The 16,901-nt window shown below is 26.9% G+C and carries 17 protein-coding genes; 9 read left to right on the forward strand and 8 right to left on the reverse strand.

Going from position 1 to position 16,901, the window contains the following annotated elements:
- Window positions 1-4: 4 nt before the first annotated feature.
- From NBW53_RS02030 to NBW53_RS02050, 5 genes are read right to left on the reverse strand one after another with little or no spacing between them, the layout of a single operon-like run.
- Window positions 5-1,360, reverse strand: coding sequence for an aldehyde dehydrogenase family protein (locus NBW53_RS02030; protein ID WP_250278458.1), 1,356 nt, complete (start codon window positions 1,358-1,360; stop codon window positions 5-7).
- 3 nt (window positions 1,361-1,363) lie between these two features.
- Window positions 1,364-2,716, reverse strand: a complete 1,353-nt coding sequence (locus tag NBW53_RS02035) for an MATE family efflux transporter (RefSeq protein WP_250278459.1) — start codon at window positions 2,714-2,716, stop codon at window positions 1,364-1,366.
- A 3-nt stretch (window positions 2,717-2,719) separates the two neighbouring features.
- Complete coding sequence (locus tag NBW53_RS02040; protein ID WP_250278460.1) at window positions 2,720-3,514, reverse strand: HAD family hydrolase; 795 nt, start codon at window positions 3,512-3,514, stop codon at window positions 2,720-2,722.
- A gap of 12 nt (window positions 3,515-3,526) precedes the next feature.
- Window positions 3,527-4,003 carry a methylglyoxal synthase gene (locus NBW53_RS02045; protein ID WP_250278461.1) on the reverse strand — a complete coding sequence of 159 codons (477 nt, stop codon included), beginning with the start codon at window positions 4,001-4,003 and terminating at the stop codon, window positions 3,527-3,529.
- 20 nt (window positions 4,004-4,023) lie between these two features.
- Window positions 4,024-4,341: a hypothetical protein gene (locus tag NBW53_RS02050; RefSeq protein ID WP_250278462.1), complete on the reverse strand. Its 318-nt coding sequence runs from the start codon at window positions 4,339-4,341 to the stop codon at window positions 4,024-4,026.
- Between the two features lie 334 nt (window positions 4,342-4,675).
- Between NBW53_RS02050 and NBW53_RS02055 the strand changes: the two genes are divergently transcribed.
- Window positions 4,676-5,011: a DUF4280 domain-containing protein gene (locus NBW53_RS02055; RefSeq protein ID WP_250278463.1), complete on the forward strand. Its 336-nt coding sequence runs from the start codon at window positions 4,676-4,678 to the stop codon at window positions 5,009-5,011.
- Between the two features lie 10 nt (window positions 5,012-5,021).
- A complete protein-coding gene (locus NBW53_RS02060; RefSeq protein WP_250278464.1) occupies window positions 5,022-6,458 on the forward strand; it encodes a contractile injection system protein, VgrG/Pvc8 family in 1,437 nt (478 codons plus the stop codon).
- Window positions 6,459-6,510: 52 nt separating this feature from the next.
- Here NBW53_RS02060 and NBW53_RS02065 read toward each other — a convergent pair whose 3' ends face one another.
- Complete coding sequence (locus NBW53_RS02065) at window positions 6,511-7,317, reverse strand: flagellin (protein WP_250278465.1); 807 nt, start codon at window positions 7,315-7,317, stop codon at window positions 6,511-6,513.
- 197 nt (window positions 7,318-7,514) lie between these two features.
- On the opposite strand from NBW53_RS02065, the gene obgE reads away from it, so the two are divergent.
- From obgE to NBW53_RS02100, 7 genes are all read left to right on the forward strand, one after another.
- Window positions 7,515-8,792, forward strand: coding sequence for a GTPase ObgE (gene obgE / locus NBW53_RS02070; protein WP_250278466.1), 1,278 nt, complete (start codon window positions 7,515-7,517; stop codon window positions 8,790-8,792).
- Window positions 8,793-8,816: 24 nt separating this feature from the next.
- Complete coding sequence (gene yhbY / locus NBW53_RS02075) at window positions 8,817-9,110, forward strand: ribosome assembly RNA-binding protein YhbY (protein WP_250278467.1); 294 nt, start codon at window positions 8,817-8,819, stop codon at window positions 9,108-9,110.
- Window positions 9,111-9,710: 600 nt separating this feature from the next.
- A complete protein-coding gene (locus NBW53_RS02080; protein WP_250278468.1) occupies window positions 9,711-11,423 on the forward strand; it encodes an ABC transporter substrate-binding protein in 1,713 nt (570 codons plus the stop codon).
- Between the two features lie 256 nt (window positions 11,424-11,679).
- Window positions 11,680-12,648 carry an ABC transporter permease gene (locus NBW53_RS02085; RefSeq protein ID WP_250278469.1) on the forward strand — a complete coding sequence of 323 codons (969 nt, stop codon included), beginning with the start codon at window positions 11,680-11,682 and terminating at the stop codon, window positions 12,646-12,648.
- 17 nt (window positions 12,649-12,665) lie between these two features.
- Window positions 12,666-13,652, forward strand: a complete 987-nt coding sequence (locus NBW53_RS02090; protein ID WP_250278470.1) for an ABC transporter permease — start codon at window positions 12,666-12,668, stop codon at window positions 13,650-13,652.
- 9 nt (window positions 13,653-13,661) lie between these two features.
- Window positions 13,662-14,801 carry an ABC transporter ATP-binding protein gene (locus NBW53_RS02095; protein ID WP_250278471.1) on the forward strand — a complete coding sequence of 380 codons (1,140 nt, stop codon included), beginning with the start codon at window positions 13,662-13,664 and terminating at the stop codon, window positions 14,799-14,801.
- A gap of 2 nt (window positions 14,802-14,803) precedes the next feature.
- The gene (locus NBW53_RS02100; RefSeq protein ID WP_250278472.1) at window positions 14,804-15,781 is read left to right on the forward strand and encodes an ABC transporter ATP-binding protein; all 978 of its coding nucleotides are present in this window, start codon (window positions 14,804-14,806) and stop codon (window positions 15,779-15,781) included.
- A gap of 231 nt (window positions 15,782-16,012) precedes the next feature.
- On the opposite strand, the gene NBW53_RS02105 is transcribed toward NBW53_RS02100, so the two are convergent.
- Together NBW53_RS02105 and NBW53_RS02110 are read right to left on the reverse strand one after the other, a co-directional pair.
- Window positions 16,013-16,393 (reverse strand): metal-dependent transcriptional regulator, encoded by a 381-nt coding sequence (locus tag NBW53_RS02105; protein ID WP_250278473.1) that lies wholly within the window; start codon window positions 16,391-16,393, stop codon window positions 16,013-16,015.
- Window positions 16,394-16,455: 62 nt separating this feature from the next.
- Window positions 16,456-16,884: a DUF2871 domain-containing protein gene (locus tag NBW53_RS02110; protein ID WP_250278474.1), complete on the reverse strand. Its 429-nt coding sequence runs from the start codon at window positions 16,882-16,884 to the stop codon at window positions 16,456-16,458.
- Window positions 16,885-16,901: the final 17 nt, after the last annotated feature.

Consider the following 16,901-nt stretch of genomic DNA (forward strand, 5'->3'; position numbering starts at 1 on the left):
CTTTTTATTTTAATAGTTTTTTTAATAAACTTAAATTATTATTATATCTTATGTTTAAATCATACAGGTTAGTAGCTTTTAAGACACCTTTTTTATGAGAAAATAATTCAAAGCTATATTTGCCGTGATATACGCCAATACCACTATTACCTCTACCACCAAAAGGTATATTATGATTAGATACTTGTAATATAGTATCATTTATACAAATATTACCACAAGGTATATTTTCAATTAATATATTTACAAACTTTTTATTTTTAGAAAAAATATACATAGCCAATGGATTTTTATTGTATTCTACTATATTATATACTTCCTTTAAGTTATTATATGATATTATAGGTAATATAGGACCAAATATTTCTTCTTTCATAATATTTTGTTTGATAGAAACATTATCAACATAAGTAGGTTCTATTTTTAATGTTTTTTCATCATATTTACCACCATATATAATATTTGTATCTTTTATTAAATTTAGTATTCTATTAAAATTTTTTTCATTTATTATTTTAGAATATTGAGCATTTTTTAATGGTTCATTACCTAAGAATTTTTTTGTATAAAAAATAATTTTCTCTATTAATTTATCTTTTATATCATTATGAACTAACAAGTAGTCTGGAGCTATACAAGTTTGACCAGCATTTAATGTTTTGCCCCAAACTATACGTTTTGCAGTTTTATCAAGGTCTATATTTTTATCTATAATACAAGGGCTTTTACCACCTAGCTCTAAAGCTACAGGAGTTAAAGTTTTTGCAGCATTTTTCATTATAATTTTACCTATGTTAGTGCTACCAGTAAAAAATATAAAATCTATATTATTTTCTATTATATTTTCTACTACATCTGCTTCACCTAAAACAACTTGACAATAATTATCATCAAAAGTATCTTCTATAATTTTTTTTAATATATTTGAGCTATTTTGGGAATATTCTGAAGGTTTTATTATAGCACAATTTCCCGCAGATATAGCACCAACAAGAGGAGATAAGGCTAGTAAAAAAGGATAATTCCAAGGGGATATAATAAGACAAATGCCATATGGGTCTTTTATTTCATAACTTTTATATCCTAAGCACATTTTAGGAGTTTTTTTAACAATTTTTTTTGATAGTTTTTTAGTATTTTTTAAAAAGTAGTCTATTTCGTGTAAAATAGGTAATATTTCTGCCGTATATGAATCAAATTCAGACCTATTTAAATCTTTTTTAAGTGCCATAATTATGTCATTTTCATATTTTATTATACTCTTTTTTAAATTTTTAAGCATTTGTATCCTAAAGTTTATATTTTTTGTTATATTTGTTTTAAAAAAATCCTTTTTTGATTTAATTATATTTTTATACATAGCCTATTCCTTATTTATAATATTTTTTTCTAATTTTTTTATTTTTATAAAATATGCAGGTACAACTATTAGTGCACCTCCTGCCCAAGCAGCAGGACAAGCAAGAGATATTGCCAAATATCCTAATATACCTACAAAACCAACAGCAACAACAACTCTTCCTACTAATTCTATAATGCTAGCTATCATAGGGAAAACTACATCTCCCATTCCTTGTATAGAACTTCTATATAATATTAAAAGCATAAGAGGAATAAAAAATGCACAAGCCCAAGCTAAATATTGTCTAACATATTGAACAACTAAATCTTTATTAGTCTCTTCTGATATAAATAAGTTGATAAGAGGCATATTAAATACGTATATTATGGCACTGCATATTAAAGCTAACAATATACCTATTATAGTCATTTTTTTCATACCTTCTTTTATTCTGTCGAATTTACCAGCACCTAAGTTTTGTCCTGTATACGTAGTGCTTGCAATACCTAGTGTAGAAAAAGGTTGTATAGCAAGTTGTTCTATCCTACAACATACAGTATAGCTTGCAACAGCTATTGTACCCAAAGAATTTACAGCACTTTGTAATAATATACTACCAGTAGCTATTACTGAATATTGAAAAGCCATAGGAAAGCCAATACTTAAAAGTCTATTAGCAGATTTTTGTTTGTAATAAAGGTCTTCTTTTTGCATTTTTAATATTTCAAATTTTTTATACATATATATAGCACATAATAAGGCAGATACACCTTGAGATATAACAGTTGCTAAAGCTGCACCTACAACACCCATATTAAATGATAATATAAACAATAAATCTAGGGCGATATTTAGAAATGATGCTATTATAAGAAAATATAAAGGAGTTTTACTATCACCTAATGCTCTTAATATGCTAGCAGTCATATTGTAGGCCATATTTGTAAATAAGCCAGCTAATATTATTATCATATAGTTATAAGCATAATTATATATATCTTGTGGTGTTTTTGTAATAGTTAATAAAGGTCCTAAGCCTATTGTAGATATAATTGTTATTATTATAGCAACAATTGTAGTAAGATATGCACTCATAGCAACAAAATGTCTTACTCTTTTATAATCATTAGCACCAAAGCCTTGTGCTATTGGCACGGCAAATCCACTTGTCATACCCATAGCAAATCCAAAAATAAAAAAATTTATACCGCCTGTAGAGCCTACACCTGCTAAAGCTTGTGTACCAACGTATTTGCCTACAATAATAGTATCTACCATACTATATAGCTGTTGAAAAATGTTGCCTATAAGAAGTGGTATAATAAATTTTATAACAAGTTTAGTAGGGCTACCTACTGTCATATCATTAGTCATATTTTACACCTCATCAAAAAAATCATTATAAACTTTTTTTAAAGTTTCTACTACGTTTTTACAAGTATATTTTGCAACCTTTTTAACGTCTTCGTGAGCATCTTCCATAGCATAGCTATATTTTGCATCTGTAAGCATTTCTATGTCATTAAAGTTATCTCCAAAAGCCATTGTTTCTTCGCTAGATACGTTTATATATTTTTGTAATAATTTTATAGCATTTCCTTTATGTATATCAATGTTCATAAAATCATACCAAGTGTGTCCTGACACAGTATGTTGAAATTTATTACCAAAGTCTTTAACAAAATATTGTATTATTTCATCATTTAAACCTTCATTATAGTGTAAAGATACTTTTAAAATATCTTGATTTATATCATCAAAACATTCTATGATAGTCATATGGTTTTCTTCTTCATTACCTATTAGTTTATGAAAATCTTTAGATTTTGGCATAATATATGTTGTTTTTTCTCCACATATAAATAATTCTGTACCTTCTTTATCTAAAATTTTTTTAGATAAACTTTTAGCAAGTTCTATATCTATTGGAGATTTATATAGGATTTCATCATTATGTACTACTATTGCACCATTTTCAGCTATATATCCTATTTTATCTTTAACAGGTTCAAATATTTTTTGGAGATTATAAAGTTGACGACCACTTGTTGCGAAGAAAAGTACACCTTTTTTATAAAACTTTTCTATTAATGTAAATAGTTCTGGGTCTATTGGGTCTGAATAGCTTTGAAGAAGTGTTCCGTCTATATCACAAGTAATAAGTTTTATCATTTTCATTCTCCTTTAAAAATTATAAAATTTAATACGATTTTCAATATGTTTTTGAAAATTTAAAACTTTATGTTCATAGTTTTCGTCCATAAATTTAGATGTTATCATAAAATCTGCTGAAGATTTATTGTTTGCAATAGGTATGTCATAAACTTGAGCTATACGAAGAAGAGCTTTTACATCTGGGTCGTGTGGTTGAGCTGTTAATGGGTCTGAGAAAAATATAATAAAATCTATCTCTCCTTCTACAACTTTAGCTCCTATTTGTTGGTCTCCACCTAAAGGACCACTATTAAATCCTTTTATTTTAAGGTCTGTATTTTGAGATATCATTTTAGAGGTTGTACCTGTTCCATAAAGGTTATGTTTTTCTAATATTTCTTTATATTGTTTACACCAATTTATAAGCTCAATTTTTTTATTGTCATGAGCTATGAGAGCTATATTTTTTTGTTTTTTTATAGTTAAAGTAACATATTCATCTATCATAAAAACACTCCTTTTAATTATTAAAATATTAAATAAATTGTTCCTATAATTGTTGATAATATAACTAAATATTTAAATATAGCCCAGTTTATTTTTTTATAGTAGAGTAGAACAATACAAATTAAAGGTATTATGCTTATAAATAATGCTAATATTTTTTGTATTATATAGTTACTTGGAAAAGAAGTAAATGATAAAAAGCCTATACATAACGATAAGATAATCATTAAAAATATTATTATGTTTTGTATAATTTTATTTTTTATACAAATTATACCTATTGTACCAACTATAACTAATGCTAATATAGAATAATATAAAATAGCTAGTGCAAACATATAAACCCTCCTTTTATATACTTATTATATTTTTTATATTACTATATATTTTTGTAAAAAGCAATAATTTTTATAGCTATAATATTTTTAAAATATTAAGGCTATAAACAAAGGTTAAAACCTTAAAAAAAATAAAAAAATTAGTCTAAAATATTTTATCTTAAATTTAATTTTAATTTTATATTATTATTTAATTAAGTAAATGATTGACAAAATAATATAACATAAGTAATAATATATCTATAGATATTTAAAATATCTTGTAAAATAACTACATAAATAAAAATAGAGATTTATTATATAAATAGTTAAAATTTTAGAAAGGAGAAAATGTATGGCAAAAAATGTAAGAGATGGTGCAACCCTAAGTTGTACACTAGGAACAGGTAAATCAAAACTAAAGGTATCTAGAGATAAAAATGCTTTAATAAATGGAGAACCACAAGCTGTAATATCAGATAATGTATTAGGTGTTAATATAACAAATTTTTGTAGCTGTAAAAAAACTAATCCACCAACTCCTTGTATACCAATGATATTATTAAAATGGCAATTAGCAGATAAAAATCACAAAATACAAGGAGAAGTAGCCTTGTTAGATAACTGTATATTACCTTGTTTAAATGGTGGAATAATAAAAATAGAAAAATCGGGTCAAACAAAAGAATAGAGGTGGTATAATGGTAGATGCAATAACATATTTAGATTTAAAAACAAATATTACAAATTTGCAAGAAATAATAGATTTTGAAATGAAATATGAAATAAATAAACATTGCTATTGTAGCATAACAGGAATTTTAAAAGAAGAAGACGAAGAATTTTTTGTAAAACATATAACAGCATTTAGTCCAATACAAATAAGAACAGAAAAAGAAACACCAACAGTAATATTTAATGGAATAATACAAAAATCTGAAATAAGACATATAGGAAGTGTATATTATTTAACATTAAATTGTGTATCAAATTCATTTAAGCTAGATATAAAAAAGAAAAATCGCTCGTTTCAAGATAAAAATATGACATATAAAGATATAATAGATAAAATAGCAAGTGATTATTCGTCAAGCCAAATATTAGATTTTGCAACAGAAAGTAAAAAAATTGAAAATCTTATTTTACAATATGAAGAAACCGATTGGGAATTTATAAAGAGATTAGCTTCTAGATTTAATGTTGGTTTAATTCCTTTAGGAGCAGATGAAGGAGCTAACATAATGTTTGGCATTAGAGAAGGAAAAAATATAGGAAATGTAGAGGAATATAAATATATATTAGAAAAAAACATAAAAAATTATCTTATATCAAAAGAAAATTATAATGAGAATTTGTCAGAGATTGATAGTATAAGATTTAAAATAGAAACAATAGAAAACTTTGATATTTATAGTAAAATAAAATATCAAGATTTTGATTTATATATAAGTAAAAAAAGAGCATTTTTAAAAGATGGTATATTAAAATTTGAATATGAAATATGCAATAAAAAAGGCTTAACAAGAGATAGATTTTATAATGATAAAATAGTAGGATTATCTATAAAAGGAAGAGTATTAAAGCCTATACAAGATAGAATAAAAGTACATTTAGAAATAGACGAAAATCAAGATGAAGAAACAGCGTGGGAATTTTTATATTCAACAATGTATACAGCAGAAGGAAATATTGGTTGGTATTGTATGCCTGAAATAAACGATACAGTATATATATATTTTCCAACAAAAGAAGAAAGTGAAGCTATGGGGATAAGTTCTATTAGGGTGGGTGATAAAGATACAGATAAAATAAATAATCCTAATATAAAATACTTTAGAACAATAGATGGAAAAGAAATAAAGTTTGCACCAGATGAAATATTAATAACTTGTATAAATGGTAAAGAAAAAGATACAGGTGAAGATAGAGTAGTATACATAAAAATGAATCAAAATACAGGAATAGAAATAATAAGTACACAACCAATATTATTAAAAAGTGGAAAAGAAATAAGAATAGAGGCAGAAGAAAAAATTGAAATAATAGCAAATGAAGAAATAAAGATGAATTGTAAACGAAGTGAAATAAAATTAAATTCAATGATAGATATAAAAGGACCAGAAGTAAGAATAAATTAAATAAATATTTAAGGGTGTAGATAAAATCTACACCCTCATTATTATCTATAAATTAAAATAAAACATTAAGCATATTATATTGAGTGTGTGTTTTATTTTTTTGAGCAAATATACCATATTGAATTAAAACTTTATTAGTGCTTCTATCTATAGATTCTTTTGCCATATCTGCATCAGATATTTTACTTTTAGACTGAATAGTGTTTAATTCAGAGTTAGAATTAGAAGAAATATCATAATCAAATCTATTTATTTGTGCACCAATTTGAACTCTTGCAGTTGACACATCATTTATAGCTTTATCAATAGCATCTATATCTATTTTATCACCCATAACACTAAAATTACCTAAGCCTAAAGAGTCAGTGTTTACTGCACCTATAGATATAGTTGTACCAGAGCCATCTTGATTCATAGCCACATTTTTATCTTTAAAGCTACCATCTAAAAGGTTTTGTCCATTAAATTGTGTATTGTTAGACATATCATTAATGCTGGCTAAAGTTTGGTTTATTTCTTCTTGGATAATTTTTTTATCACTGTCACTTAAAATACCACTAGAAGCTTGTAAGCTAAGCTCTCTTACTCTTTGTAAACTATCTCCTATACTTCCTAATGCACCGTCTGCTGTTTTTAAAGCATTTTGCATATCGTAAGTGTTGTTTACACCTTTACCTATACCTTGTATAAGTGCATTCATTTTTTCAGCAATAGCAAGACCAGCAGCATCATCACCAGCTTTGTTTATCTTTTTTCCAGAAGATAAACGTTCGTTTGTTTTTTCGGCTTTTTTGTTTGTTTTATGTAGATTAGAGCCGTATAAGTCTACTTTTTGAACCTTATTTAATATTTTCATCATATAACACCTCCTTATATATAATTATGCAATTTTTTAAGAATAATTGCAATATTAATATTTAACAAATATTAATAAAAAAATTAGCTTAGTTATATAAAATATTATAAAAGTATAATAAAAAACATTATAATTGAATTTTAAATATTTATATGATATAATTTATTAAGTATAAAATAGGATAAAATACGGAGGATAATATGTTTGTAGATAGAGTAAAGATTCATATAAAAGCTGGTAACGGTGGCAATGGTTGTGTATCGTTTTATAGAGCTAAATATGTAACAAACGGTGGTCCTGATGGTGGTGATGGTGGAAAAGGTGGCAACGTAATATTTGTTGCAGATGAAGGCATAAACACTTTAATGGATTTTAGATATAAAAAACTTTTTAAAGCAGAAAATGGAGTAGATGGTAGCAAAAGAAATTGTACTGGTGCTAATGGTAAAGATGTTATAATAAAAGTTCCAGTAGGTACTATAATAAGAGAATCAGAAAGTGGAAAAGTAATGGCAGATATGGTTGTTCCATTTGAAGAGAAAGTTATTATAAAAGGTGGAAAAGGTGGAAAAGGTAACCAACATTTTGCAACACCAACAAGACAAGCTCCACGATATGCAGAAAGAGGAAGAACGGCAAAAGAATATGATGTTATTTTAGAGCTAAAGCTTATAGCAGATGTAGGGCTTATTGGGTTTCCAAATGTTGGTAAATCTACGATTTTATCAATGGTTACAAATGCTAACCCTAAAATAGCTAATTATCATTTTACAACATTATCTCCAAACTTAGGAGTTGTACGAAGTAAATGGGGGAGTGATTTTGTAATGGCAGATATACCAGGACTTATAGAAGGTGCTAGCGAGGGTATTGGGCTTGGCCATGAGTTTTTAAGACACGTTGAAAGAACAAAAGTTTTTATCCACGTTGTAGATGCTGCAGGTCTTGAAGGGGTGTGTCCTCTTGAAAATATAGAAAAAATAAATGAAGAGTTAAAAAAATATAATGAAAATCTTTTAGATAGACCTATGGTAATAGCTTGTAATAAAATGGATATACCAGAGGCAGAAGAAAACTTTAAAAAAATAAAAGAAATTTATGAAAAAAAAGGAATAAAAGTTTTTCCTATATCTGCGGCAACTAATGAGGGCTTAGATAATCTTTTAGCAGCAGTTGCAGATATATTAAAAGATTATCCAGAAGATATTGTATTTGAAGAAGACTTTTCACCTTATGTAGATGTAAGTGTAGATAGTGAGCCGTTTACAATAACTAACATAGACAGTGGTTATTATGTTGTAGAAGGTGTTGGTGTTGAAAAAATGATGGGATACACTAATATTGATACAGAAAAAGGCTTTGCATTTTTTCAAAAATATCTTAGAGATAAAGGTATTATAGAGGCTTTAGAAGAAAAAGGTATTCAAGAAGGCGATACTGTTAAAATATATGATTTAGAATTTGATTATTATAAATAGTTTTAATAATGGAAAGGAAATATTATGTTAAATAGTAAACAAAGAGCATATCTTAGAGGATTGTCTAATAAAATAGACCCTATTTTTCAAATAGGAAAAGGTGGAGTAAGCCCTGAGCTAGTGGTTGCAATAGATGAAGCATTGGAAGCTAGAGAACTAATAAAATGTACAGTGCTTAATAATTGCATGGATGATATAAAATATATAGCATCAGCTATTAGTGAAAGAACAAAATCAGATATTGTTCAAATTATAGGTAAAAAAATAGTTGTATATAGAGAATCTAAAGAAAAACCAATTATAGTATTACCAAAATAAAATATAATTAAAATAATATTTAAGGGTGTAGACTTTGTCTATGCCTTTTTAATAAAAAACTTATCTTTTAATGTTTAAATTAATGTAAAAAAGTCAGATTTATTATATAATAATAAAATATCATAAAAATATTGTTTTTTAAACAAGTTAAATGAAAATATTACATTATGACTAGAATTTTTATGCATAGTATAAAAAAATATTATTAATATATTTTTTTTATAAATTTATATAAAAATACATATTTTGTTAAAATATAAATTTTATTAAAAATGTATATAAATTTTATAATAAATTATATAAATTTATAAAATTTATATTTATTTTTAAAATAATTAAAAAATATTTGCAAAAATAAATCAAAATTTATTACTTTAATTTATTATTTTTATAAAAAAATAACAAGTTGTGTTATTACTTAATTTTTATTTTTAATTGACATTTATATATTTTTGTTATAATATATTCTTTAATATAAAAAATAAAAAACATAAATTAAATTTTTTTTATTAAAATTGATTATACATAAATATTCAAAAAGTATGTATAATTATTAATAATGTTTATTGGTTATTTATGTTTTGTGAGGAGGAATTGCGAATGAAATTTAAAAAATTTTTGGCAATGGTACTTATAGGAACTATGACATTTTCATTAGTTGCTTGTGGCTCTAAAGAGAGTAATGAAGACACAAATATTTCGACTAATCAACAAACAAATTCGGAATATGATACATTAGTTGTTAGTGTAAATGAGCTTAATGGTATATTTAACCCTTTATTTTACACAAGTGCTTTTGATAAGTATGTATTTGACCCTTGTTTTTCAACTGTTTGCAGCTTAGATGATGAAAACAACCTTATAGATAATGCAGGTTCTATAACCACCGAAGAAATAAAAGATAATTCTGGCAATACTACTCAAGTTAAATACACAATAAAATTAAAAGACGGTGTTACATTTTCAGATGGTACACCGGTTACTATAGATGATTATATATTTTCATTAAAATTAGCAGTAGACCCAACATATGATGGAATGAACACCCTTAGCTCATTAAATATTGTAGGGCTTAAAGAGTATAGAGAGGGTGGAGATAATGTTACAGAAATATCAGGTATAGAAAAAATTGATGACTTAACTTGTACTGTACTTGTTGATGGTGTAAATATTATTGGTGATAGGCTTCTTGCAGAGCAATATATTTTACCAAAACATTATTATGGTATTTCACAAGATGGAAAAGAATATAAAAAAGGCGATATGACAGTACCAAAATCTAGAAATTCAATGCCAATGGGTAGTGGTCCTTATATATTTAAAAGTTATGATAAAAATATAGCCACATTAGAGGCAAACCCTAATTACTTTAAAGGAGCTCCAAAAACTCCAAATTTAAAATTCCAAGTTGTTTCAGAAAATAATAAAGTTGATGTTGTAGTAAACGGCGAAGTTGATATTGCAGACCCATCAGCAGATAAAGAAACAATGGCAAGGCTTGAGGCAGAAAGCATTGAATATAATTTAACAGACAATAATGGTTATGGATATATAGGTATTGATGCTAACCGTATACCAGATATAAACGTAAGAAAAGGTTTAATGTGTCTTATGAATAGAGAACCTGCAGTAAAATCATATTTTGGAGATTTAGCAGAGGTTATAGAAAGACCTATGACTAGCACTTTACCAGAGTATCCAGAAGGTGCAAAACCTTATTATCAATATGATAAAGCTAAAGCCTTAGAATATTTTGAAAAAGCTGGATATAAAAAGGATTCTAACGGAAAACTTGTAGATAAAAATGGTAATCAACTTAAAGTAGAAGTAGGTGTTGGCGACTTAAAATCTCATCCAACGGCAGGTATTTTTTCACAAATGAAAATAGATATGGAAGAAATGGGAGCCGAGTTTATTGTATCAGATTTACAGTTTAATGCTCTTTCAGACCGACTTAATAGTGGAGATTTAGATATGTTTGCTCTTGCGTGGGGCGATTCTAATAACTGTGACTTAACACAAATATTCCATAGCTCTTTTGCAGATAAAGCAGGGTCTAATAGATATAATTTAAAAGACCCAGAGGTGGATAAACTTATAGAACAAGTAGCTAGCACTTTAGATTTTGAAAAAAGAAAAGAGCTTGTAGCTAAAGAGCTTGATTTAATTATGGAAAATGCAGTTATTATGCCTGTTTATCAAAGAAAAAACCTTAATATATTTAGCGATAATTTAAAAATAGATACAGTTTATAGAACATCATCTCCATATCATACATTTAGAGATGAATATCACACTATAGAAATGAAATAATTTTCAATAAAAAATAAATAAGACGCTTCTGAAGTTATACTAAAATAACCATATAAAATTATTTTTTAGTTTTCAGAGGCGTCTTAATTTATAATAGTTTTTGATTATTGTTATTTATAATATAAATATGGTTATATATAAAAGGTTTATGGTTTGGAAGTATATTTAATAAAAATTAATTATTAATTTGTTTAGTATACATATTATTCCACATAATCTTAAATTATTTAAGATATAAAAGAAAGGAATGATTTTAATGAAACAATATATAATAAGAAGAATTTTAATTAGCTTTGTTGTTCTTGTTGGGGTTTCATTTTTATTATACGCTATAATACATTTTATGCCTGGAGATTTTATAACAACTATAACATCTGGTAATCCATCTATAACAGAAGAAATGAGACAAAAATTAAGAGAATTATATGGTATTGACAAAGGGCTTTTAGAAGGCTATAAAGATTGGGCCTTATCTGCCCTAAAAGGTGATTTTGGTACATCTTTTGTCTTTCAACAACCAGTTACACAAGTTATAAAAGATAGAATGTGGATATCGTTTTGGTTAGCTTTTATAGCATTTATTATACAAATTGCAATAGCATTACCTTTAGGAACTATTGCAGCTACAAAGCAATATTCAAAAATAGACTATTCCATAGTGGCTTTTGCACTTGCAGGTATATCACTTCCTTCCTTCTTTTTTGCAGCTGTTTTACAAAAAATATTTGCAATAGATTTGGGGATATTACCGCTACAAGGTATGGTTACAGCTCGTAAAAATTTAGAGGGAATACCTCTTTTGCTTGATATGGGAAAACATTTTATATTACCAATAATAGTATTTGTTGTTACAAGTATGGGAGCTTGGCTTAGATATACGAGAAATAATATGCTAGAAGTTTTAAATGCAGACTATGTTAGAACAGCACGTGCTAAAGGGGTTCCAGAAAAAGTTGTTGTAGGTAAACATGCTTTTAGAAACACTTTAATACCAATTATAACTATGATAGGTGGAAGTTTACCTTCATTATTTGCAGGGGCTATTATAACAGAAGGCTTATTTTCTATAGATGGGCTTGGGAATATAGCATTAAAAGCCGTTAACCAAGGAGATGTACCTTTTTTAATGGGATATTTTATGTTTTTAGCCGTTTTAACTCTTTTAGGTACTTTAATTTCAGATATATTATATGCAGTAGTTGACCCAAGGGTTAGATATAATTAGTAAACAGGAGGTTTGTTATGGAAAATTTAAAAGAAAGAGAAGAACAAGAAAATATAACAGCTATACAAACTCCTGGTGCTTTAATAATGAAAAGATTTTTTAAAAATAAATTAGCAGTGGTAGGTTTAGCTATTATAAGTTTTATATTAGTATTTTGTTTAGTAGGTCCTTTTTTTTCACCTTATGGAGAATACGAAATTTTTTATAAAGATGAAAATGGCAATGAAATAAGTATTGATAATGAAAATGACACAACAAATGAAAAATCAGGATTAGAAATTAACCTTAAAGCACCTATATCTAAAGAACATATTTTAGGTACAGATGCTGACGGTAGAGATGTTTTTACACGCCTTATGTATGGTGGTAGAATATCATTAATGTTTGGATTTTGTGTTGTTATATTAGAGCTTTTAATAGGTGTAACGCTTGGTGGTATAGCAGGTTATTATGGCAAATGGGTAGATATGCTTATAATGCGTCTTGTTGATATATTTTATTGTATACCATTTTTACCACTTATGCTTATGATATCTGGTGTTATGGCTAGTATGAAAGTACCTGGGCAACAAAAAATATACGTACTTATGATTATAATGGGTGCTTTAAAGTGGGCTTCTGTTGCAAGGCTTGTAAGAGGGCAAATTTTGTCTATACGTGAAATGGAATATATGCAAGCTGCTAAGGCTTGTGGGCTTAAAACACCAAGAATAATTATAAAACATCTTATACCTAATGTTACTTCTATAATAATTGTTATGGCTACAATGGATTTAGGTAGCGTTATTTTAACAGAATCTACATTAAGCTTTTTAGGTGTTGGTTTATCTTTCCCTTATGCATCTTGGGGTAATATGGTTAATGCAGTTAATAATTCTGTTATTATGCAAAATTATATTAATATATGGTTGCCACCAGGTATTGCTATATTGTTGCTTGTAATGGCATTTAACTTTGTCGGTGATGGTCTAAGAGATGCCTTTGACCCTAAAATGAAAAGGTAGGTGAAAGATATGACTTTAAATAAAAAGCAAATAAGAGAAAAAGAAAGAGAAATAAAAAAATTTAATAAACAAAAGTTTAAAGAATATACAAAACAAAAAAATAGAAAAAATATACCAGAAGAAGAGTATGTTACTCAAATGAAAAACGATAAAAATTTAATAGAATTTGATAATTTACAAACATATTTTTATACAGATGCTGGTACAGTAAAATCAGTAGATGGTGTTTCTTTTGATATACCTTTAGGAAAAACAGTTGGTGTTGTTGGCGAATCTGGTTGTGGAAAATCTGTTACAAGTTTATCTCTTATGGGGCTTTTACCTTCACCACACGGGCAAATAGCAGGTGGAGAAATTAGATATAATAGCAAATCTTTAGGAAAAACAGTAAACTTAGCTAAGCTACCTCAAAACATACACAATAAAATAAGAGGTGGAGAAATATCTATGATATTTCAAGAGCCAATGACTAGTTTAAATCCTATATTTACAATAGGCAAACAAATAGAAGAAGTTATTTATTATCATGAGCCACAAGAAACAAAAGAGGGTAGAAAAAAAAGAACGTTAGAGCTTTTAAAATCAGTTGGAATATCTCGTGTAGAAGAGATATATAAAAGTTATCCACACGAATTATCTGGAGGAATGCGTCAAAGAGTTGTTATAGCTATGTCGCTTGCTTGTAATCCTAATTTTATTGTTGCAGACGAACCTACAACAGCACTTGATGTTACTATACAAGCTCAAATATTAGACCTTCTTCGTGAGTTAAAAAATAAAATAAATGCATCTATAATGCTTATAACACACGATTTAGGCGTTGTGGCAGAAATGGCAGATTATGTTGTTATAATGTATTCAGGAAGAGTTGTAGAAAAAGGCGAAGTAAAGGAAATATTTAAAAATCCTAAACATCCATATACTAAAGGTTTATTAAAATCTCGTCCAGTGTTACAAGAAGGTACAGAAAAGTTATATTGTATACCAGGAGCAGTCCCAAATCCTATAAATATGCCAAGTGGTTGTTTTTTTAAAAATAGATGTGAAAATTGTATAGATATTTGTGATACAGTATATCCAAATGTAATAGACATAAGCAATACACACAAGGTTGCTTGTCATCTTTATAGCAAAAGAGAGGAGGATTAATAATGGATAATAAAGATAATGTTCTTTTAGAAGTAAAAAATCTTGTAAAACACTATCCAATAAAATCTGATATTTTACAAAAAACAGTTGGAAAAGTGCGTTCTGTAGATGGTGTTTCTTTTTCTATAAAAAGAGGGCAAACTTTTGGGCTTGTTGGTGAATCTGGTTGTGGAAAAACAACAATAGGTAGAACATTAATAAGACTTGTAGAACCAACCTCTGGTGAAGCTATTTTAAATGGAAAAGATATATTTAGCCTAAATAAAAAGGAACTAAAAGCTTTAAGACCAAAAATTCAGATGATATTTCAAGACCCATATTCATCATTAAATCCTCGTATGCCAGTTGGAGAAATAATAGGAGAGGCTGTTCGTGAACATAAAATTGTAGAAAAAGATAATTTTAAAGACTATATCTTACAAGTGATGGAAGAATGTGGGCTTAGAAGATATTATATAGATAGATATCCACACGAATTTTCTGGAGGACAAAGACAAAGAATTTGTATAGCTAGAGCTTTAGCTCTTCGTCCAGAGCTAGTAATAGCAGATGAACCAGTTTCCGCCCTTGATGTTTCTATACAAGCGCAAGTTATAAATCTTATGAAAGACTTACAGATAAAAAATAATTTAACATATCTTTTTATATCTCATGATTTGTCAGTTGTAGAATATTTAGCAGATATGGTAGGGGTTATGTATTTAGGTAGCCTTGTTGAGCTTGCAACAAAAGAACAATTATTTAGTAACCCAAAACACCCTTATACAGAAGCATTACTTAGTGCAATACCTATACCAGACCCAGACAAAAAAATGAATAGAATAATATTACAAGGTGATATACCATCTGCGTCTAATCCACCAAAAGGTTGTAAATTTCATACTAGATGTCCTAAATGTATGGATATTTGTAAAGAAAAAGAACCTATATGGAAAGATTTTGGTTATGGACATTACACTTCTTGCCATATATATTCATAAAAAAGCTAAATATTTTAGATTAAAGACAAATTATATAATAGATTTTAATTTATCTTTATATTTTTTAATACAAGGTATTGTTTTTATTATGTAAAAAGGCAGATTTTTAGATGATTTAGCCCTTTTATGAAAAAATAAGCTTTTTTCAAAAGATATATTTGTTGTAATATTATTGTTATTACAACAAAAGGGTGTAGACAAAGTCTACACCATCAAGCTAAGGATTTATCTTTAGCTTTTTTTATTGTTTAATGAATCAAGTAAATTTTTTAAACAATTAAATGTTTCTTCGCTTATAATATGCTCCATTTTGCAAGCATCTTCTGCAGCTACATCGCTGTTTACTCCAATTGTTATTAAAAATTCTTTTAATATACAATGTTTAGCATATATTTTCTCGGCAATTTCTTTGCCACTTTCTGTTAATATTATTTGATTTATATTACCTATTTCTATATAACCAGAGGCTTTTAATAAAGACATAGCTCTACTAACACTGGCTCTAGAAAAATTAAGTTCATTTGCGATATCTACAGAGCGTGCTATACCATTTCTTTTTTGCAAGATAAGGATAGTTTCTAAATAATTTTCACCAGATTCTTGTATTTTCATTAAAACACCTCACTTATTATAGTAGTTACTATAATAACATATAATGTATATATTTTCAAGATTTATTGTATATTATTTTTATCAACATTTAAATTTTTTAAAGATAAAAATAGCAATATAAAAGATATTAAAATTAAAATATGAGATATACCAGCTATACCACTTATAGAAGCACTAATAGCAGAAGTAATATTTATATTTAAAACTTGTATTATACCTTTTAAAACCATCATAATAATCATAAAAGGTAGTGCTATGTTATATAGTTTTAAAAAATTCTTAAAATTTTTTTGTTCTAATATATTTGTATTTATAGAAAATAATGATAAAATTAAAAAAATAATAGTACCTAATGCAAATAAATGTAAGTGTATAATAGATAAAGAAGTTTTACCATAAAAGTTATTAAATTTAGTAAATTCTCTATAAAAAACTCCACCAATCATAGATAATATAAAATAAATAAAAGAAATATTAATTAGCTTTTTCATAAGTATTCTCCTTTAAT

It is taken from the genome of [Clostridium] colinum (assembly GCF_940677205.1).
Classification (GTDB): Bacteria; Bacillota; Clostridia; order Lachnospirales; family CAG-274; genus Tyzzerella; species Tyzzerella colina.